19 protein-coding genes and 1 pseudogene are annotated in these 18576 nt (G+C 73.9%); 12 read left to right on the forward strand and 8 right to left on the reverse strand.

Annotated features, from left to right (window positions below):
• Positions 1-25 precede the first annotated feature (25 nt).
• Positions 26-1150 carry an MBL fold metallo-hydrolase gene (locus AB8Z75_RS17265; protein WP_369202910.1) on the reverse strand — a complete coding sequence of 375 codons (1125 nt, stop codon included), beginning with the start codon at positions 1148-1150 and terminating at the stop codon, positions 26-28.
• Positions 1151-1363: 213 nt separating this feature from the next.
• Here AB8Z75_RS17265 and AB8Z75_RS17270 point away from each other — a divergent pair, with 213 nt between their 5' ends.
• The 6 genes from AB8Z75_RS17270 to AB8Z75_RS17295 all read left to right on the forward strand — a co-directional run bounded on the left by AB8Z75_RS17270 (position 1364) and on the right by AB8Z75_RS17295 (position 7027).
• Positions 1364-2815, forward strand: a complete 1452-nt coding sequence (locus AB8Z75_RS17270) for an aldehyde dehydrogenase (protein ID WP_369202912.1) — start codon at positions 1364-1366, stop codon at positions 2813-2815.
• Between the two features lie 151 nt (positions 2816-2966).
• Positions 2967-3206: a ferredoxin gene (locus AB8Z75_RS17275; protein WP_369202914.1), complete on the forward strand. Its 240-nt coding sequence runs from the start codon at positions 2967-2969 to the stop codon at positions 3204-3206.
• Positions 3207-3423: 217 nt separating this feature from the next.
• Positions 3424-4239, forward strand: coding sequence for a hypothetical protein (locus AB8Z75_RS17280; protein ID WP_369202916.1), 816 nt, complete (start codon positions 3424-3426; stop codon positions 4237-4239).
• Positions 4236-5399, forward strand: a complete 1164-nt coding sequence (locus AB8Z75_RS17285; RefSeq protein WP_369202918.1) for a sensor histidine kinase — start codon at positions 4236-4238, stop codon at positions 5397-5399. The genes AB8Z75_RS17280 and AB8Z75_RS17285 overlap by 4 nt, the downstream gene beginning before the upstream one ends.
• Entirely contained in the window at positions 5396-6064 is a 669-nt protein-coding gene (locus AB8Z75_RS17290) for a response regulator (RefSeq protein ID WP_369202920.1), read from the forward strand. Before AB8Z75_RS17285 ends, AB8Z75_RS17290 begins: the two co-directional genes overlap by 4 nt.
• Positions 6065-6145: 81 nt before the next feature.
• On the forward strand, positions 6146-7027 hold the full coding sequence (locus AB8Z75_RS17295) for an LLM class flavin-dependent oxidoreductase (protein WP_369202922.1): 882 nt from the start codon (positions 6146-6148) through the stop codon (positions 7025-7027).
• 18 nt (positions 7028-7045) lie between these two features.
• On the opposite strand, the gene AB8Z75_RS17300 is transcribed toward AB8Z75_RS17295, so the two are convergent.
• The 5 genes from AB8Z75_RS17300 to AB8Z75_RS17320 all read right to left on the reverse strand — a co-directional run bounded on the left by AB8Z75_RS17300 (position 7046) and on the right by AB8Z75_RS17320 (position 11520).
• Positions 7046-8233 carry a DUF2891 domain-containing protein gene (locus AB8Z75_RS17300; protein WP_369202924.1) on the reverse strand — a complete coding sequence of 396 codons (1188 nt, stop codon included), beginning with the start codon at positions 8231-8233 and terminating at the stop codon, positions 7046-7048.
• Positions 8230-8925 (reverse strand): pyroglutamyl-peptidase I, encoded by a 696-nt coding sequence (gene pcp, locus AB8Z75_RS17305; protein ID WP_369202926.1) that lies wholly within the window; start codon positions 8923-8925, stop codon positions 8230-8232. The genes AB8Z75_RS17300 and pcp overlap by 4 nt, the downstream gene beginning before the upstream one ends.
• A gap of 10 nt (positions 8926-8935) precedes the next feature.
• The gene (locus AB8Z75_RS17310; RefSeq protein WP_369202928.1) at positions 8936-9904 is read right to left on the reverse strand and encodes a DUF979 domain-containing protein; all 969 of its coding nucleotides are present in this window, start codon (positions 9902-9904) and stop codon (positions 8936-8938) included.
• The gene (locus AB8Z75_RS17315) at positions 9901-10659 is read right to left on the reverse strand and encodes a DUF969 domain-containing protein (RefSeq protein WP_369202930.1); all 759 of its coding nucleotides are present in this window, start codon (positions 10657-10659) and stop codon (positions 9901-9903) included. Before AB8Z75_RS17315 ends, AB8Z75_RS17310 begins: the two co-directional genes overlap by 4 nt.
• 141 nt (positions 10660-10800) lie before the next feature.
• Positions 10801-11520 carry a GntR family transcriptional regulator gene (locus AB8Z75_RS17320; protein WP_369202932.1) on the reverse strand — a complete coding sequence of 240 codons (720 nt, stop codon included), beginning with the start codon at positions 11518-11520 and terminating at the stop codon, positions 10801-10803.
• 144 nt (positions 11521-11664) lie between these two features.
• Here AB8Z75_RS17320 and AB8Z75_RS17325 point away from each other — a divergent pair, with 144 nt between their 5' ends.
• Together AB8Z75_RS17325 and AB8Z75_RS17330 are read left to right on the forward strand one after the other, a co-directional pair.
• Positions 11665-12435, forward strand: coding sequence for a LamB/YcsF family protein (locus AB8Z75_RS17325; RefSeq protein WP_369202944.1), 771 nt, complete (start codon positions 11665-11667; stop codon positions 12433-12435).
• 131 nt (positions 12436-12566) lie between these two features.
• A pseudogene (locus AB8Z75_RS17330) lies at positions 12567-13184 on the forward strand (allophanate hydrolase subunit 1); the annotation flags it as partial.
• Here the strand turns inward: AB8Z75_RS17330 and AB8Z75_RS17335 are convergent.
• Positions 13068-13364, reverse strand: a complete 297-nt coding sequence (locus tag AB8Z75_RS17335; RefSeq protein ID WP_369202946.1) for a pentapeptide repeat-containing protein — start codon at positions 13362-13364, stop codon at positions 13068-13070. The pseudogene AB8Z75_RS17330 and the gene AB8Z75_RS17335 sit on opposite strands and share 117 nt — an antisense overlap.
• On the opposite strand from AB8Z75_RS17335, the gene AB8Z75_RS17340 reads away from it, so the two are divergent.
• Positions 13321-14193, forward strand: coding sequence for a biotin-dependent carboxyltransferase family protein (locus AB8Z75_RS17340; protein WP_369202934.1), 873 nt, complete (start codon positions 13321-13323; stop codon positions 14191-14193). The genes AB8Z75_RS17335 and AB8Z75_RS17340 overlap by 44 nt on opposite strands.
• 53 nt (positions 14194-14246) lie before the next feature.
• Here AB8Z75_RS17340 and AB8Z75_RS17345 read toward each other — a convergent pair whose 3' ends face one another.
• The gene (locus AB8Z75_RS17345; RefSeq protein ID WP_369202936.1) at positions 14247-14930 is read right to left on the reverse strand and encodes a TetR family transcriptional regulator; all 684 of its coding nucleotides are present in this window, start codon (positions 14928-14930) and stop codon (positions 14247-14249) included.
• 259 nt (positions 14931-15189) lie between these two features.
• Here AB8Z75_RS17345 and AB8Z75_RS17350 point away from each other — a divergent pair, with 259 nt between their 5' ends.
• The 3 genes from AB8Z75_RS17350 (at position 15190) to AB8Z75_RS17360 (ending at position 18484) form a co-directional block, all read left to right on the forward strand.
• Positions 15190-16545 (forward strand): glycosyltransferase family 4 protein, encoded by a 1356-nt coding sequence (locus tag AB8Z75_RS17350; protein WP_369202938.1) that lies wholly within the window; start codon positions 15190-15192, stop codon positions 16543-16545.
• Between the two features lie 86 nt (positions 16546-16631).
• Complete coding sequence (locus tag AB8Z75_RS17355) at positions 16632-17420, forward strand: methyltransferase domain-containing protein (RefSeq protein ID WP_369202940.1); 789 nt, start codon at positions 16632-16634, stop codon at positions 17418-17420.
• Positions 17417-18484: a prenyltransferase gene (locus tag AB8Z75_RS17360; protein WP_369202942.1), complete on the forward strand. Its 1068-nt coding sequence runs from the start codon at positions 17417-17419 to the stop codon at positions 18482-18484. The genes AB8Z75_RS17355 and AB8Z75_RS17360 overlap by 4 nt, the downstream gene beginning before the upstream one ends.
• Positions 18485-18576 lie beyond the last annotated feature (92 nt).

An 18576-nucleotide genomic window follows, 5' to 3' on the forward strand; every position in this document is an offset into this window, starting at 1 on the left:
GGAGGGAGGAGGGAGGCGGTCGGTGTCAGGCGGTGGCGCGGTAGGTGACGGGGGAGCTGCCGGGCACGGCCTCCGCGTGGCCGAGTTTGACCAGGTGGCGCAGGTGCGCCTCGGCTTCGGCGACGGCGATGTTGCGGGAGCCGAACGGGATCTGTTCCCACGGGCGGTTCCAGCGCATGGACTCGGCGAGCTGCCAGGGGGTGAGCTCCCGCGCCGCGAGCAGGGCGCGCAGGTCGGTGAGGCGCTCCGCGTGGTGGGCCGTGAGCTCGTCCACCCGGGCCCCGGCCTCGGCGAACGCGTACTGGTGGGCGGGCAGCACCTCGGCGGGGGAGAGCCTGGCGATCCGTTCCAGGGAGTCGAGGTAGTCGCCGAGCGGGTCGGTGGTCTCGTCGCTGTCCGGGTCCTCGTACAGGCCGATGTGGGGGCTGATCCCGGGCAGCAGGTGGTCGCCGGAGAAGAGCCGGCCGCCGCCGTGGCCCGTGGGGGCTCCGCCCGGCTGCGGTCGCTGCTGCGGATGCCGCTCCTCCAGGTGCAGGCACACGTGTCCCGGCGTGTGGCCCGGGGTCCAGATCGCCCGCAGGCGGCGTCCCTCAAGGGCGAGCAGCGCGTTCGGCTCGATCTCGCGGTCGGGCAGTGCGGCCCGAGCGCCCGGCAGCGGCCCGCCCGAGCCGTCGGCCAGGGCGGCGCGCAACGGCGCGGTGTGTGCCTCGGGCGCCCCGGCCGCCGTCAGCTTCCCGACGAGGTAGCCGAGCCACTGCCGCTTGTCCGAGGTGCGGGAGCGGCGCACCACGGCGGCGTCCGCGGCGTGCATCGCGATCCACGCGCCGGACTCCTCGCGCACGCGCGCCGACAGGCCGTGGTGGTCGGGGTGGTGGTGGGTGACCAGGACGCCGTGCAGGGAGTCCACCGAGGTGCCGCAGGCGGCCAGTCCGTCGACGAGGGTCTGCCAGGAGGTGGGGTCGTCCCAGCCGGTGTCGACCAGGACGGGACCGGCGTCCGTGTCGATCACGTACACGAGGGTGTGGCCGAGCGGGTTGTCCGGAATGGGGACGGGGATGCTCCAGATCCCGCCTCCGTGAGCGGTGACGCGCGGCGGTTCGGCGTCCCGCTGCGGCTCGGTGGTCTGCGGCGCGTGCGGCGCGTCCGTCATGGCGGCGGCTCCCGGAGGATTGCGTACGCGAGTCCGGCCGCCGGGAGGTCCGGCCGGCCTGGAGACGAGGGCTGGCACAGGCATTGTTCCCTAGAACTAGAACTGGTACTAGTTCTGATGCGCTGTCAGCAGGGTGTCGGGCGTCACACGGCACCGCGCGGCGCGTGGCGTGCGGTGCGCGGCGCGTGGCCGCCGGGGCGGGAGAGGGAGGGCATGGTCATGTACGTCGAACACCAGCAGCTCTACATCGGGGGCGCGTTCACCGACCCCGCCGGCGACGAGACGATCGAGGTGGTCTCGCCGCACACCGAGCAGCCCATAGGGCGCGTGCCGCACGCCGCACGCGCCGATGTCGACCGCGCGGTGCGCGCCGCGCGTGAGGCCTTCGACTCGGGCGTGTGGTCGGGGCGTTCACCGGCCGAGCGCAGCGAGACCGTCACCCGCATCAAGGACGCGTTCGCGGCGCGCAGCGAGGAGATCGCCCACCTCATCAGCGCGCAGAACGGCACCCCGTACACCTCGGGCGTGATGGTGCAGTCGCTGGCGGCGATGATGGTGTGGGACGCGGCGCTCAAGGTCGCCGCCGACTTCCCCTACGAGGAGAGCAGGGCGGGCGCGCTCGGCCCGCTGCTGGTGCGCCGGGAGCCGGTGGGCGTGGTGGCGGGCGTGGTGCCGTGGAACGTGCCGCAGTTCACGGCCGCGGCCAAGTTGGCGCCCGCGCTGCTGGCGGGCTGCTCCGTGGTGCTCAAGGTCTCGCCCGAGACCCCGCTGGACGCCTACGTGCTGGCCGAGATCGCGCAGGAGGCGGGACTCCCGCCTGGCGTGCTGTCGATCCTTCCCGCCGACCGGGAGGTGAGCGAGTACCTGGTGGGCCACCCGGGGGTCGACAAGGTCTCCTTCACCGGCTCCGTGGCGGCGGGAAAGCGCGTGATGGAGGTGGCCTCCCGCAATCTGACCCGCGTCACGCTGGAGTTGGGCGGCAAGTCGGCGGCCGTCATCCTCCCGGACGCCGATCTGGACGCGGCGGTGGCGGGCATCACCCCGTTCGCCTGGATGATCAACGGCCAGGCCTGCGTGGCCCAGACCCGCATCCTGGCGCCGCGCGAGCGCTACGACGAGATCGCCGCACGCTTCCGGGCCGCGGCCGAGGCCCTGACCGTGGGCGATCCGCTCGACCCCGCGACCGAGGTGGGCCCCCTGGTCGCCGCGCGCCAGCGACAGCGCTCCCTCGACTACATCGCCCTCGGCCGGAAGGAGGGCGCCGAGGTCCTGGCGGGCGGGGGGACGCCCGAGGCGCTGCCGACCGGCTGGTACGTCGAGCCGACCCTCTTCGGGAACGTCGAGAACTCCATGCGGATCGCCCGCGAGGAGATCTTCGGCCCGGTCATCTGCCTCCTGCCGTACGACGGCGAGGACGAGGCGGTCCGCATCGCCAACGACTCCGACTACGGGCTCTCCGGCAGCGTGTGGACGGCCGACACCGAGCGCGGCGTCGACGTCGCCCGCCGCGTGCGCACCGGCACCTACTCCGTGAACACCTTCAGCCTCGACATGCTCGGCCCCTTCGGCGGCTACAAGAACTCCGGGATCGGCCGCGAGTTCGGCCCCGAGGGGTACGCGGAGTACCTGGAGCACAAGATGATCCACCTGCCGGCCCAGGCGTGAGCGCCGGTCCGCAGGCCCCTCGCGTACGGACCTGCGGCTACGGGCCCTGCGGGCCTGCGGGCCTACGGGGCTACGGGCCTGCGGGCCTGCGGGGCACAGGCGCGGGACGGGACCGCCGGAATCCGAGACGAGCAGCGAAGGGGGAGCGCCCATGGCCACGGCCGACCGCTGGCACATCGAGGTGGACAGGGATCTGTGCATCGGTTCGGGGATGTGCACCGCAGGCGCACCGGAGGCGTTCCGGCTGGACGCGGCCCGCCAGTCGCAGCCCGTGGCGACGGAGCGTGCCCCCTCGGAGGAGGTGCTGGCCGCCGCCGAGGGGTGCCCCGTCGAGGCCATCACCGTGACCCTGGCCGACACGGGGGAAGCGGTCTTCCCACCGGAGGAGTGACCCGGCTCCCGCCCCTGGCCCCCGGGCCCCGCACCTCCGCGCACCGGGCGCCCGGCCTCGTCGCGGACCTCGCGCCCGCAGCGCCCGGGCGGTCGCCGCCCACGGAGAAGTGGGGGCCCGCGGGACGGTTGCTGATCGGGCGGCTGCGACCAAAGAGACGCCCGCCCGTCTCGATCGAAGGATGTGCTCGCGCTGCGCGGCGCCCAGGCTGGCGGGCATGTCCAGACACCACACGCCCGCCTGTGCGGACGGCACCCGGCCAACCCCTGCTCACGTCCACCGCGACGCCTGGTTCCCCGGGAGGCGCATCGGAGGAGCAGCCCTCGTCCTCGGCCCCCTCGTGTGGTTCGCAGGTCTGCTCCTGCGCCATCTGGCCACCAGGTCGGCAGGTTTCACACCGGAGCAGCAGACGTGGTTCGACCAGCAGCCGTTCGCCGCTCCCGCCCAACTGGCGGCGTACCAGGCGAACCCCGCACTGGTCACGGCTGGCTACGCGTGCTTCGCAGGCGGAGCCGTTGTGCTGTGCCCGGCCTTCATCACACTCGCCAGGATCGTCGCCCCACGGTGTCCTGGACTCGCCCGCGTCGGCGGCACACTCGTCGTCGTGGGCCTCTTCTCCCGCCTGTACTGGGCCGGGGCCGACCACACCGCCTTCCAACTGATCGAGGAGCTGGGCCTCGACCAGGCCACCAGCACGGTGCTGGACGCCTACGTGGACCTCTCCTACGGGCCGTGGCGGATTCCCGTCACGGCCGCCTTCGGCCTCTACATCGGAACGCTGGTACTCGCCGTGGGGGCCTACCGAGCGGGAACGTTCGGTACGGCGCGGCTGCTGCTGTTCCTTCTCGCGGGGACGCTGTGGACCGGCGCGCTCAAGGAGAGCGGCCTCTTCGACGGCGTCGTCTCGGCCGCCGCCCTGTGCCCGGTGCTGGTGCCCCTCGGCATCCGGGTGCTGCGTGGCCGTGTGCCAGAGCTGCCCAGCCAGGGGCCGCCCGCGACCGACCGGGGCCCCTTGAGGATCCTGAGCTGGTGACATATCGCGCTCGCGACCGTGGTCCGACGTCGGTACCGACCAGGCTGTCGCGTCTGCCGGCCCCGTGGCTGTCTGCTGCTGTCGCCTTCTGCGCCGCCTTCCTCCCGGCTGCCCTCCCCGGACCGCCCCTGTACGGGCCCGGGCTGTCAGGGCCGGCCGCCGTGCCCGGCCACGCCCTGGACGCCGTACTCGGGGCCCTGGCGGCGGTGGCGATGGTGGGGGTGCGGAAGCGGAGGTGGCCGCTGTTCCTGATCACGGCCGTCGACGCGGTGGTCAGGGCGCCGGGACTGCTGGTCGCGGTCGCCTCCTCTGTGGCGGCGACGACGTGCCGGCGCCCCCGCGACGTGGTGCTCTTCACGTCGGTCGCGAGCGTGCTGGTCGCGGTACCTCGGCCCGGTGTCGAGTTCGCCTCCGCGCTCGGCGGCGTGGCGCTGTTCGTCTGGGTTCCCGTCACGGCCGGGCTGTGGCGGACCGCCCGCGGGCACGTGGTGGCCGGACTGCGCGAGCGGGCCGAGCGGCTGGAGAGGGAGCAGGCCACACGCACCGAGCAGGCCCGGGCACAGGAACGCGCCCGTGTCGCCCGGGACATGCACGACGTGGTGGCCCACCGGGTCTCGCTGATGGTGCTCCGCGCCGGAGCGCTGGAGATCAACGCCACCGAGGAGAGGACTGCGGCGGAAGCGGAGCTCATCCGGACCACGGGCAAGGAAGCGCTCACCGAACTCAGAGCCGTACTGGGGATACTGAGCGAGCCGGACGGGGAGTCCTTCCGGCCGCGACCGACGCTCGCCGATCTCGATCGCCTGCTCGACCAGTCCAGGTCGGCAGGTGTTCCCGTCGAACGGCGTGACGAGGGCGCGGCGGGCGGCGGCGTTCCCGCCATGGTGGAACACACCGCTTACCGGGTCGTGCAGGAAGCACTGACCAACGTCCACAAACATGCCGGCCGGGCCGCCACCCGGGTCGTGGTGCGGCACCTGCCCTCGGCGCTGGAGGTCACGATCACGAACGACGCCGGGAGCGGCCGGACCCGGACCATGCCGGGCAGCGGACTGGGGCTCCTCGGCCTGCAAGAGCGGGTCGAACTGCTCGGCGGGCGCTTCACCGCCGCCCCGGAACCCGGCGGGGGATTCGTCGTCACCGTGAGGCTGCCGACATGATCCGGGTACTGGTCGTCGACGACGAGGCCCTCGTCCGGACGGGGCTGCGGATGATTCTGCAAGCCGCGGAGGACATCGAGGTGGTCGCCGAGGCGGACACGGGGGCGGCGGCCGTCACCGCGGTCACCGGTCACCGGCCGCACGTCGTCCTGATGGACGTACGGATGCCGGGCATCGACGGCGTGGCCGCGCTGAAGGAGATCAACCGGCTGCCTGACCCACCGGCGGTGGTCATGCTCACCACCTTCGACCGTGACGAGTACGTCCACAGCGCCCTCCGCGCCAGGGCCGCCGGGTTCCTGCTCAAGGACACCGCCCCGCGCGACCTGATCGCTGCCGTCCGCGCGGTGGCCGACGGCAGCGCCATGCTCTCGCCGACGGTCACCAGGCGGCTGATCGACGCTTTCGCCGAGCAACGGCCCGCGGACCCCCGCGCGGCCAGGGCGCGGCTGTCCATCCTCACCGACCGCGAACGCACCGTCGTGGGGGCGGTCGCCCGCGGACTCGCCAACGCCGAGATCGGCCGGGAGCTCGGAATGACCGAAACCACCGTCAAGGTCCATGTGAGCCGTTCGCTCACCAAGCTGGGGCTGTCCAACCGGGTGCAGATAGCGCTTCTTGTCCGCGACTCCGGCTGGTGGAGTACCGACATGCCCGCGCCGTGAGCGGCACGCCCGCGCCGTTCGTGTCCGGGCGGGACGTTATTCCGTTGCCGGAGGTCCGCAGCGCGGGGTAGGAACAGCAGCATGACGTCTCTTGGTGCTGTCTTCCGTCCCCAACTCCCGCCGGAACGCCTGCGGAACATCGCCCGAGCCGCGGACGAGGCCGGGCTGGACCAACTGTGGCTGTGGGAGGACTGCTTCTTCGAGAGCGGCATCGCGGGCGCCGCCGCCGCGCTCGCCTGGACGGAGCGGCTGCGGGTGGGCGTGGGCCTGCTCCCCGTCCCGCTGCGCAACGTCGCGCTGACCACCATGGAGACGGCCACCCTGCGCCGGCTCTTCCCCGGCCGCTTCGCCGTCGGCCTCGGACACGGGGTGCAGGAGTGGATGGGGCAGGTCGGCGCGCGTGCCGACTCGCCCGTCACGCTGCTGCGGGAGCACCTCGACGCCATGCGGGCGCTGCTGCGCGGTGAGCGGGTCACGGTCGAGGGCCGGTACGTGCGGCTCGACGACGTCGCCCTGGACTGGCCTCCGGCCGACGACCCCGCGGACACGGCCGTGTTCGCGGGCGCGCGCGGGCCGCGCTCGCTGCGGCTGAGCGGCGAGGCCGCGGACGGCACGGTGCTCGACGCCAACACCGCACCGGACGGCATCCGGCACGCGCGGCACCTCGTCGAGGAGGGCCGCGCGGCGGCCTCCCGCACAGGCCACCACGAGATCGTCCACTATCTCAGCACCGCCACGGGCCCCGACGCGGCGGCCCGGCTGCGCGCCGAGCGGCTGCGCGAGGGCCACGACCCCGAGACGGGGCCGGGGGTCGCGGGCGACGCCGCCGCGGTCGCCGCGGCGGTCGGGGAAGCGGTCGCGGCGGGCGCGGACACGGTCGTCCTCCAGCCGACGGCCGACGAGCCCGACCCCGAGGCCTTCGTCCGCTTCGCCGCCCAGGAGGTGCGACCGCTCCTGGACTGACCGCGAGCGGCCTCCCCTTCAGTCCGTGATGCCGCTGCCCAGCGCGAGGGCCGCGAACGTCGCCAGCCAGTGGTCCGTGGTGAAGTCCCCCGACGTGGTGGCGGGGAGCGCCGCATCGAGATGGGCGTCGGCGGACGCGTGCAGAGCGGCGAGACGCGGATCGCCGGAAGGGAGCGCGCCGGCGATGCCGCGCAGGGCCGCGGAGCGGCTGAGGCAGAGGCCGAGCAGGTGACCGATCTGGGGGTCGGCGGTGTCCGAGATGTGCGGTGGCGAAAGGAAGTCCGCTCCCCTCGCGTCGTCCAGCTCCGGCAGGAACCGGCCCAGCCATGCGGCGAACTCCTCTTCCGGCAGCACGCGGCGCACGGTGTCCGCCTCGCACAGCAGCGGGGAGAGGAAGTCCTGCCCGGACGGCTCCCAGCGGGTGGCCGCGCCGTGGTCGGGCAGATACCACTCGCGGACCTTCGCGGCCACCGGCGCCACCAGGTGCGGCTGCCCGGCCCGTTCGGCACTGTCGAGCACCAGGCCCAGGGCGAACGCGCTGTTGGCGTGGGTGCCGTGCCGCACGGGATAGGTGGCCTTCGGCAGCCAGCCCAGGATCAGGTCGGCGACGGTCTCGGCGGCGGGGACGAGACCCGCCCGCCACGCTGCCGCCCCGCTGTGCGGTTCCGCTCCGGCGTGCCGCTCCGTGCCGGGGCGCTGCTCCGCCGCCAGGCCGATGCCCGTCTCCGCGCACGCGCCGCTCTCACCGGTGAGCGCCAGCAGCCATGCCCAGCCGTAGGGCCGCTCGAACGAGGGGTGGGCCCGCAGGTAGGTGCTCTCGGCCGTCAGCGCTTCGGGCGTCAGGTGCTGATCGAGGGCGCGCACCACCGCCTCCCGTACGGCCGGTTCGGCACCGTTCCACGGCAGCCGCAGTGACCGCATGAGCAGCCAGTGCATGTGCACGGACGAGTGCCAGTCGTAGGCGCCGTAGAAGGCGGGGTGGAACCGCCGCGGCTCCACCAGTTCCTCGCTCCCCGCCAGCAGGTGCGCCGGGGCGTTGGGATACTCCCGGGTGACGTTGGCGAGGGCGACCTCGGCGAAGTGGGGCAGCCGCTCCACCAGCGCCTCCCACCGCGCACGCCGGCTCCTCGCGCCCTCGGTGCTCTCAGCGTCCCCGACGCTCCCGACGCCCTTCATGCCGCCCTTCGGTCCGGTCGTGCCGCTCAATGTGTCGCTCCTCCCGTCACACGGAGGTCGACCGTTGTGCGTGCCGCGGTGGCCACCATGGCGGCCAGGCCGCGCGCGGCGTCGCCTGCGGACAGCGAGGGCGGGGCCGGGGTGTGGGCGGCGGCCTGCTGCGGCGTGTAGGGGACGTGGACGAAACCGCCGCGCACCGAGGGGCGTTCGGTGGCCAGCAGGTGCGCGAGTCCGTAGAAGAGGTGGTTGCACACGAAGGTGCCCGCCGTCTGGGAGACGGAGGCGGGGACGCCCGCGTCCCGCGCCGCGGCGACGCAGGCCTTGAGGGGCAGGGTGCTGAAGTAGGCGGCGGGGCCGCCCGCCACCACGGGCTCGTCCACGGGCTGGCGGCCGGCGTTGTCGGGTATGCGGGCGTCGTCGACGTTGAGGGCGACGCGTTCGACCGTCAGCTCGGTGCGACCGCCCGCCTGGCCCAGGCACACCACCAGGTCGAGGTCGGGCCCGGCGTCCTGGACGGCGGCGCGCAGCTCTTCCAGGGCCGTGCCGAAGACGCAGCTGATCCGTACCGCCCGCACCCGGATTCCGGGCGGGGGGTCGGCGGCGAGCAGTTCGGCGGCCTGCCAGGAGGGGTTGACCTCCTCGCCGTCGAACGGTGCGAAGCCGGTGACCAGCACGTGCACGGGGGAGGAGGGGTCGGGTGCGGCGGGCGGGGGCGCAGTCACGGGGCCGCTCCTAGAAGGCGAAGAGGTAGACGATGGCGATGTTGCAGGCCAGCAGCGCCACCGCGGTGGGGGCCTGGGCCTTGATGGGCCCGTACTGGTCCCTCAGTTCGAGCAGCGCCGCGGGGACGATGTTGAAGTTGGCCGCCATGGGCGTGCACAGGGTGCCGCAGAACCCGGCGAGCATGCCGACCGCGAGGACGGCGGCCGGGTCGCCGTTCATCTGCTCGATCAGGACGGGCCAGCCGACGGCCGCGGTCATGACGGGGAAGGCGGCGAAGGCGTTGCCCATGATGACGGTGAAGAGGAACATGCCCGCGCAGTACAGCGCGACGGCTGCCAGCTTCTGGCCGTCCGGCAGGATGGACTCGAAGATCTCGCGTACTTGGGTGCCGACGCCCGCGGCCTGGAATATCGCTCCCAGTACGGCGAGCAGCTGCGGCAGCAGCAGGGCCCAGCCCATGGACTCCAGCAGCCCGCGCCCGGCGTGCAGCGGCACGCTCACGCGCCGCTCGCGCAGCACCCACATGCCGACGGCCAGCGCGACGATGGCGCCGAGGCCGAGCCCGAGGATGGTCTCGCTGCCCTCTTCGAGTACGGGGCTGCCGCCGATCTTCACCTTGGCGACCAGGACGGCGCACACCATGGCGACCAGCGGAATGGTCAGCGCGGGGATGAACAGCTTGCCGCCGAAGCGGGCGGCCAGCGAGGCGCGTTCGGCCTCGCCGGTGGTCTGCGGTACGCCCTTGCCGGTGAGGTTGAAGCCGCCGATGCAGATGAGGCCGAGGACGGCCACGCCCAGGGGCTCGGCGGGCAGGGACTTCTCGTTGACCCAGGTGCTGTAGAAGAAGCAGACGCCCAGCAGGCCCCAGAACGCGGCGGTGCCGTGGCGCTTGGGGTTGGTGCGGTCGCGCAGCATCTGGGCCGCCATGACGAGGAAGACGGCGCCGACCAGCCAGAAGAACCACTCGGATTTGATCACTTGGCGGCCCCGCCTTCTGTGCTTTCCGCATCGCGCCCCTGCGCGTCCTCGCGCGCCACGGCCATTTCGGCGTGCGCGGTCACCAGGTCGCGCTCCAGTTTCCGGTCGAGGCGCAGCAGCCGGCCGCCGTGGATGAAGAAGGCGCACACGGCGCTGGGGATGGCCCACAGCGCGAGGTGCAGGGGCTCCAGGTGGGTGTGGTACGTGCTGTTGACCAGGCCGGTGATCAGCAGGATGGAGCCGATGGCGAGGAAGCAGTCCTCGCCGAAGAAGAGGCCGACCGTGTCGGTGCCCGCGGCGTGCGAGCGCACCTTCTCGCGGACCTTGCGGGGCAGCGGGCGCCCCTCGTTCATGCGTTCCGTGGCGGCCTCGGCCATCGGCGCGATCATCGGGCGGACGCTCTGCGCGGGGCCGCCGATGGTCTGGAGGCCGACGGCCGCGGTGAGCTGCCGCAGCAGCAGGTAGAGGGTCAGGAAGCGTCCGGTGGTCAGCTTGGTGCCGAGCTTGCCGATGACGGTGCGGGCCTGCTGCTGGAGGCCGTTGCGTTCCAGGAGGCCGATGACGGGGAGCGTGACCGCGAAGATCGTCACCGAACGGCTGGACGCGAAGCTCTCGCCGAAGGTCCGCAGGATCTCGACGGGGGAGAGCTTGCCGAGCAGTCCTGTGACGATCCCCGCCACTCCGACGACGAGCAGCGGGTTGCGGCGCGTCGCGAAGCCGAGGACCACCACGAGGACGCCGAGGAGAACGATCATGTCGCCTCCGCCTTCCATGAAGCGACTTCCGCCTAGCGGATTTCTGTGAAGCGAATTCCACGGGAGGCTAGAGGATTGTTGAACGATCCGACAAGAGTGAGCCATGTCACTCGGACGGCGTCGCGACGCGGCGCGCGGAACCTACCGCTCCGCGGGGTGCTCCTGTGGATACGCCTCCAGCAGCTGCCGCAGCGAGTCGTCCAGATAGGCCGCCAGCAGCTGCTCCGCGGCGGCCTTCCGGCCCGTCTCCAGTGCGCGGACGAGCTCCTGGTTGCGCGTGAGGTACGGCTCGTGGAAACGGCGCAGATCGCCCATGATGTGGAACGCGAGGCGCAGTTCGGCCAGCACGCCGCGCATCATCTCGTCGGTGCGCGCGCTGCCGGCGAGCCCGGCCAGTGCCTGATGGAAGCGGATGTTGGCGGTCGAGCACTCCTGCCAGTCGCCGTCGGCCGCCGCCTTCTCGCCCGCCGTGACGGCCGCCCGTACCTCGGCCGCGTCGTACGGCGGCTCACCGAGCCCGCGCAGCGCCGCGCACTCGACGAGGCGGCGGACGCGGTAGATGTCCACGATGTCCGTGTCGGTCAGCACGCGGACGAACGTGCCCCGGTTGAGCCGGTGGACGAGCAGCCTCTCGTGCGTCAGCAGCCGGAAGGCCTCCCGCAGGGTGTTGCGCGAGACGCCGAGGGCGCCGCAGATGCGCTCCTCGGAGAGCCGGGTCCCGGGCGGGAAGGAGCCCTGCGCTATCCGCTCGCGCAGGATGGCCGCCACGCGTTCGGCCGTGCTGGTGCGCCCCAGCAGCGCGCGGTCGGCGGCCAGGTCCGACAGTGCGGCGGACAGGCCGGCGGGCGGGTCGGCGGTCATGGGTCTCCCTCGGATGGGTGCGCGCGCCGGCGCGGGGCCGGGGGCGCGGTGGGGCGGTCGGGACGGCGGCATCCGGGCGAACCGGGCGCCGAGCCCTCTTGCCGGATTGTTCAACAATCGCTTACGTTGCTGGCGATGGACCGGATGATCGACCTTAACGCCGACCTCGGCGAGGGCTTCGGCCGCTGGCACCTGACCGACGACGAAGCCCTGCTCGCCTCGGTCACCAGTGCCAACGTCGCCTGCGGCTACCACGCGGGGGACCCCGCCACCATGCGCCGCGTCTGCGAACTGGCCGCCGAACGCGGCGTCCGCATCGGCGCGCAGGTCTCCTACCGCGACCTGGCCGGCTTCGGCCGCCGCGCCATGGACGTGCCCGCCGCCGAGCTGGCCGCCGAAGTGGCCTACCAGATCGGGGCGCTGGAGGTCTTCGCCCGCGCGGCCGGCAGTGCCGTCGCCTATGTCAAGCCGCACGGCGCGCTCTACAACCGCGCCGTCCACGACGCCGAGCAGGCCGCCGCCGTCGTCGAGGGCGTGCGGCTGGCCGAGGCGGCGCGCGGGCCCGGCGGCTCGCTGCCGGTGCTCGGCCTGCCGGGCTCCCGGCTGCTGGCCGCCGCGGCCGAGGCCGGACTGCCCGCGGTCGAGGAGGCGTTCGCCGACCGCGCCTACCGCCCCGACGGCACCCTCGTACCCCGAACCGAGCCGGACGCCGTGCTCCACGACCCCGACCAGGTGGTCGAGCGGTCGCTGCGCCTGGCGCGGGACGGCGAACTCGCCGCCGCCGACGGCGGACTGCTGCGCAGCACGGCCCGCTCGCTGTGCGTACACGGCGACACCCCGGCCGCCGCGCGACTGGCCGGCCGCGTCCGCGAGGAGCTGGCGGCGGCCGGCGTCACCGTCCGGGCCTTCGCGTGAACCGGAGCACGCCCGAGGCGAGCGGGGGAGCGCACGAGTCGAGCCCGGTCGGCCGCGGCCCCGGTGGCCTGAGCGGGGAACGCGGCACGAGCCGGGAAGGTGAGAGGGGCGGCGGCCCGGCACGGGCTGCCGTGCTGCCGGTGGGCCGCGACGGGCTGCTCGTCGAACTCGGTACTGCCGAGGAGACCGAGGCCCTGCACGCCGAACTCCTGCGGCGCCGTGCCCGCGGCACCCTGCCGCCCGTCGCCGAGATCGTCCCAGGGGCCCAGACCGTCCTGCTGGACGGCTTCTCCAGCGCCGGCGCGGCCCGCCGGCTGGCCGCCGAGCTGCCCGGCTGGGACGTGCCGCCGCTGACCGGCGGGGCCGGGAGCGCGCTGGAGATCCCCGTCCGCTACGACGGCCCCGACCTCGCCGACGTGGCGGCGCTGTGGGGCGTGAGCGAGGACGAGGTCCCGCGTATCCACGCAGCCGCCACCTTCCGCGTCGCCTTCTGCGGATTCGCCCCCGGTTTCGGCTACCTGACGGGGCTCGACGAGCGCTACCACGTGCCGCGCCGCGCCGACCCGCGTACCCGCGTACCGGCCGGTGCCGTCGGGCTCGCAGGGCCGTACACGGGCGTCTACCCGCGCTCCTCACCCGGCGGATGGCAGCTGATCGGTACGGCGCCGGAGACCGTGCTGTGGGACACCGACCGCACCCCCGCGGCCCTCCTCACGCCCGGAACGCGTGTCCGCTTCGTCCCGCTGGACCCGGACGGGCACGCGGGCCGGCCGCAACCGCGCCCCGACGAGCCGCGCCCCCACGAGCCGGGCCCCGACGAGCCGGGCCCCGACGAGCCGGGCCCTGACGAGCCGGGTCCAGACCGGGCCCCGGGAGGCGACCGTGATGGCTGACGGACTGGAGAGCGCACGGCCAGGAGTGCTGACCACCGTTCAGGACCTCGGCCGCGCCGGATACGCGCACCTGGGCGTACCGCGCTCCGGCGCCCTCGACACGGGGGCGCACCGCCTCGCCAACCGGCTGCTCGGCAACCCGGAGACGGCCGCGACCCTGGAGACCACCCTGACGGGCTGCGCCGTGCGCGCCCTGCGTCCTGCCGTCGCCGCCGTCACCGGGGCACCCTGCCCGGTGACGGTCGACGGGCGGCCCGCCGCCTGGGGGCAGCCCGTCCGCGTTCCCGCGGGCGCCGTCCTCGACGTCGGTGCCGCCACCCACGGCGTCCGCTCGTACGTGGCGTTCGACGGCGGTGTGGACGCCGAACCCGTGCTGGGCAGCCGCGCCACCGACCTGCTCTCCGGGCTCGGTCCCGCACCCCTGTGCGAGGGCGCCGTGCTCGGCCTCGGCGAGGCGGCGTCCGCGCACCGGCCGTCCGGCTGCCCCGACGCCGCCGCCTGGGCGGCGCCGCCGCGCGAGTTGGTGCTGCCCGTCGTCCTGGGGCCGCGTCACGATTGGTTCACCTCCGGCGGGCTGCGCACCCTGCTGACCGGCCGCTACCGGGTCTCCGCGGCCAGCAACCGGATCGGGCTGCGTCTGGAGGGCCCGGCGCTGGAGCGGGCCAGGGAGGGCGAGCTGGCCAGCGAGGGCATGCCGCTGGGAGCGGTGCAGGTGCCGCCCGAGGGCCGTCCGGTGATCTTTTTGGCGGACCACCCGACGACCGGTGGCTACCCCGTCGTCGGCGTCGTGCCCGCCGAGGCGCTCGACGCGGCTGCCCAGGCCCCGCCGGGAACCCCGGTCCGCTTCACCGCCGCAGGGGCGTGAGGGCACCCGCGAGGGCGTGAGGGCGCCCCCGCGGCTGCGTGAGGGCCCGCGGCTCAGCCTTCTTCCGCCGCGGGCGCCGTCACCTCGATCAGCTGGCAGACCGTCTCGATGTCGATCTTGACCTGGGCGATGGAGGCGCGCCCGGAGAGCCAGGTGATCAGCGCCGAGTGCCAGGTGTGTTCGATGACGCGGACCGCGGAGAGCTGCTCGGGGGTGGCCGGGCCCTCCAGGCCCATGGCGTCGAGGATGATCGCCGTCGTCAGGCGGGAGACGGTGTCGACCTCGGGGCTGACGGAGCGGTCGGCGAAGTTGAGGGCGCGGACCATCGCGTCGGCCAGTTGGGGCTCGCGCTGGAGCGCGCGGAAGGCGCGCATCAACGTCTTGGCGACGCGGGCGGCTGCCTCCGTCTCCTCCGGGGGCCGCTTGTGCAGGGTCTCGTGCATGTGCTGCAACTGGTCCTGCATGGTGGCCACCAGCAGGTGCACCTTGGAGGGGAAGTAGCGGTAGAGGGTGCCGAGGGCGACGTGGGAGGAGTCGGCCACCTCGCGCATCTGCACCGCGTCGAACCCGCCCCGCCGGGCCAGCTGCGCGCTGGCGTGCAGGATGCGGCGGCGCCTGGCCTCCTGCCGTTCGGTCAGCGGCGGCGACTGCGTCACGGCGTGCGTGAGTGGCTGCGGGCGCGACGGCCGCTTCGGTCGGGCCGTGTGCGGGGGCTTGGGCTGCGGCGGTGTCGGCATCGCGTTGTTCGTCCCGTTTCCGTGGCGTCGTGAAGCCCTGGGGTGAGCCGTGCATTGTTGCAGGCCCCGCAGGGGTGGCGCGAATCACCTGCTCCGGTGGTTCGCCCGAAGTGACTGGCCGGTAAATTTTCAGTCCGGGACGAGTCCGCGGCGGTGCCACCGCCCGGTGCCGTCCCTCCCGAAAAGCAACCTGAAACTTGTTCTAGGTTAGCGCGAGCGGCTACGCTCCGGCGGAACGCAGTGACGAAGGGGGCCGCGAGTGACCGGTCAGGCCGTAACGGACCGCCCGCTGCGCATCGCGCTGCTGACGTACAAGGGCAACCCCTTCTGCGGCGGCCAGGGCGTCTACGTACGCCACCTCTCCCGCGAACTCGCCCGCCTCGGCCACACCGTCGAAGTCATCGGCGCCCAGCCCTACCCGGTGCTCGACGACGTCCCCGACGCGTCCGGGCGCCTCAGCCTCACCGAGCTGCCCAGCCTCGACCTCTACCGCCAGCCGGACCCCTTCCGCACCCCGAAGCGCGGCGAGTACCGCGACTGGGTCGACCTGCTGGAGGTCGGCACCATGTGGACCGGCGGCTTCCCCGAGCCGCTCACCTTCTCGCTGCGGGCCCGCCGCCACCTGGCCGCGCGGCGCGGCGCGTTCGACGTCGTGCACGACAACCAGACCCTCGGCTACGGCCTGTTGGGCGGCCCCGGGGCGCTCGGCGCCCCCCTCGTGACGACCATCCACCACCCCGTCACCGTGGACCGCAGGCTGGAGCTGGAGGCGGCGGCCGGCTGGCGGCAGCAGGCGTCCGTGCGCCGCTGGTACGGCTTCACCCGCATGCAGCGCCGGGTCGCCCGCCGCCTGCCCTCGGTGGTCACCGTCTCGGGCTCCTCCCGCCAGGAGATCGCCGACGACCTCGACGTGCGGCACGACCGCATCCACGTCGTGCCGATCGGTGCCGACACCCGCCTCTTCTCGCCCGACCCCGCCGTGCCCGAGATACCGGGCCGGATCGTGACGACCTCCAGCGCCGACGTGCCCCTCAAGGGCCTCGTCTTCCTCATCGAGGCGCTGGCCAAGGCGCGGACCGAGCAGCCCGGCGCCCACCTGGTCGTCGTCGGCAAACGCCCCGCCCACGGCCCGGTCGCCGACGCGATCGACGCCCATGGCCTGGCCGGCGCCGTGGAGTTCGTCAAGGGCATCACCGACGCCGAACTGGCCGCGCTCGTGCGCTCGGCGCAGGTCGCCTGCGTCCCCTCCCTGTACGAGGGCTTCTCCCTGCCCGCCGCCGAGGCCATGGCCACCGGCACGCCCCTGCTGGCCACCACCGGAGGCGCCATCCCGGAGGTCGCGGGGCGCGATGGCGACACCTGCCTGGCCGTGCCGCCGGGCGACGCCGGTGCGCTCGCCGCCGGGCTCGTACGGCTGCTGTCCGACTCCGCGCTGCGGACCAGGATCGGGGCCGCCGGACGGGAGCGGGTGCTGCGGAAGTTCACCTGGGAGAAGGCGGCGCTCGGCACCGTGGAGTGCTACCGCGCCGCCATGGGCGCGCCCGCGCGCGAGACCTCGCCGCCCGCGGTGCGGCCGCCCGTCGAGCCGGCACACGCCGCCGCCGAAAGCCGCTGAAGCCGCTGAAGCTGCCGAAGCCGCTGCCCCGCCGCCCTGTCGGCCCCGCTCCCGCCCCGCATGACCTTCTGGAAGGCTGATCGCCCGTGCTGACCGTCGACTTCTCCCGCTTCCCGCTCGCCCCCGGCGACCGCGTGCTCGACCTGGGATGCGGGGCGGGACGGCACGCCTTCGAGTGCTATCGGCGCGGCGCACGCGTGGTCGCGCTCGACCGCAACGCCGAGGAGATCCGCGAGGTCGCCACCTGGTTCGCGGCCATGGCCGAGGAAGGCGAGGCGCCCGAGGGCGCCACCGCCACCGCCATGGAGGGCGACGCGCTCGCCCTGCCGTTCCCCGACGACAGCTTCGACGTCGTCATCATCTCCGAGGTCATGGAGCACATCCACGACGACAAGGGCGTCCTGGCCGAGATGGTGCGCGTCCTCAAGCCCGGCGGCCGGATAGCGGTCACCGTGCCCAGGTACGGTCCCGAGAAGGTCTGCTGGGCGCTCAGCGACGCCTACCACGAGGTGGAGGGCGGCCACATCCGCATCTACCGCGCCACCGAACTCCTGGCCAAGATGCGCGGGGCCGGGCTGCGCCCCTACGGCAGCCACCACGCCCACGGCCTGCACGCGCCGTACTGGTGGCTCAAGTGCGCGTTCGGGGTGGACCGCGACGGTGACCAGGCGGCGCTCCCGGTGCGCGCCTACCACAAGCTGTTGGTGTGGGACATCATGAAGCGCCCGCTGGCCACCCGGCTCGCCGAGCGCGCCCTCGACCCCCTCATCGGCAAGAGCTTCGTCGCCTACGCGACCAAGCCGCACCTGCCGCGCCTGGCCGAGGCCGACGACCTCCGGCACCGCGCCGACGAGAGCGCGGCGGCGGCCAAGTGACCAGCCCCGAGCGCACCGAGCGGCTCGTACTGCCCGGCGTCCTGACCGCGGGGCAGGCCCGGCAGACCGTCGCCGGTATCGCGGCCCAGCAGCGCGACGACGGCGCCATACCGTGGTTCCGCGGCCACCACCTCGACCCGTGGGACCACGTCGAGGCGGCCATGGCCCTGGACGCGGCGGGCGAACACGACCGCGCCGAGGCCGCCTACCGCTGGCTCGCCGCACACCAGCAGCCCGACGGCTCCTGGTACGCCGCCTACGCCGACGGTGACGCGGCGGCCCCCACCGACCGGTCCCGCGAGACCAACTTCTGCGCCTACCCGGCCGTCGGCGTCTGGCACCACTACCTGGCCACCGGCGACGATGCCTTCCTCGACCGCATGTGGCCCGTCGTCACCGCCGCCGTCGAGTTCGTCCTCGCACTCCAGCAGCCGGGCGGCCAGATCGGCTGGAAACGCGAGGCCGACGGCACCGCCCACACCGACGCGCTGCTGACCGGGTCCTCCTCCGTCCACCACGCGCTGCGGTGCGCGCTGGCGATGGCGCAGCACCGCGAGGAACCGCAGCCCGACTGGGAACTGGCCGCGGGCTGGCTCGGTCACGCCATCCGCCGCCACCCCGAACGGTTCCTCGACAAGAGCCGCTACTCCATGGACTGGTACTACCCCGTCCTCGGCGGCGCCCTGCGCGGCCCCGCGGCCAAGGAGCGCGTCGAGGAGGGCTGGGACCGCTTCGTGGTGCCCGGCTTCGGCTGCCGCTGCGTCGTCCCCAACCCGTGGGTGACCGGAGGCGAGAGCGCGGAACTGGCCCTGGCCCTGTGGGCGATGGGCGAGTCCGACCGCGCCTTGGACGTGCTCCAGTGGATGGGCCACCTGCGTGCCGACGACGGCATGTACTGGACGGGGTACGTGTTCGAGAATGAGGCCGTCTGGCCCGTCGAGCGCACCACGTGGACGGCGGGGGCGCTGCTGCTGGCCGTCGCGGCGCTGGGCGGCGACGACGCGACGGTCCAGGTCTTCCGCGGCGACACCCTGCCGACGGGCCTGGACCCCGACTGCTGCTGAGGGCCTCCCGGAAGGCGAGGGGGGAAGGCCGAGCTACCCGAGCAGGGGGGCAGGGCCCAGCTACCCGGCCAGCTCCGCCAGCACCCGCAGCG

Origin of the sequence: Streptomyces sp. PU-14G, from assembly GCF_041028275.1 — a bacterium.
Lineage (GTDB): Bacteria > Actinomycetota > Actinomycetes > Streptomycetales > Streptomycetaceae > Streptomyces.

What these genes read in the sequence shown, in the direction of transcription:
- AB8Z75_RS17275 (WP_369202914.1), top strand. Translation starts at nt 2,967, where the DNA reads ATGGCCACGGCCGACCGCTGGCACATCGAGGTGGACAGGGATCTGTGC.
- AB8Z75_RS17265 (WP_369202910.1), bottom strand. Translation starts at nt 1,150, where the DNA reads ATGACGGACGCGCCGCACGCGCCGCAGACCACCGAGCCGCAGCGGGAC.
- AB8Z75_RS17325 (WP_369202944.1), top strand. Translation starts at nt 11,665, where the DNA reads ATGATCGACCTTAACGCCGACCTCGGCGAGGGCTTCGGCCGCTGGCAC.
- AB8Z75_RS17340 (WP_369202934.1), top strand. Translation starts at nt 13,321, where the DNA reads ATGGCTGACGGACTGGAGAGCGCACGGCCAGGAGTGCTGACCACCGTT.
- AB8Z75_RS17290 (WP_369202920.1), top strand. Translation starts at nt 5,396, where the DNA reads ATGATCCGGGTACTGGTCGTCGACGACGAGGCCCTCGTCCGGACGGGG.
- AB8Z75_RS17295 (WP_369202922.1), top strand. Translation starts at nt 6,146, where the DNA reads ATGACGTCTCTTGGTGCTGTCTTCCGTCCCCAACTCCCGCCGGAACGC.
- AB8Z75_RS17270 (WP_369202912.1), top strand. Translation starts at nt 1,364, where the DNA reads ATGGTCATGTACGTCGAACACCAGCAGCTCTACATCGGGGGCGCGTTC.
- AB8Z75_RS17345 (WP_369202936.1), bottom strand. Translation starts at nt 14,930, where the DNA reads ATGCCGACACCGCCGCAGCCCAAGCCCCCGCACACGGCCCGACCGAAG.
- AB8Z75_RS17280 (WP_369202916.1), top strand. Translation starts at nt 3,424, where the DNA reads ATGTCCAGACACCACACGCCCGCCTGTGCGGACGGCACCCGGCCAACC.
- AB8Z75_RS17320 (WP_369202932.1), bottom strand. Translation starts at nt 11,520, where the DNA reads ATGACCGCCGACCCGCCCGCCGGCCTGTCCGCCGCACTGTCGGACCTG.
- AB8Z75_RS17315 (WP_369202930.1), bottom strand. Translation starts at nt 10,659, where the DNA reads ATGATCGTTCTCCTCGGCGTCCTCGTGGTGGTCCTCGGCTTCGCGACG.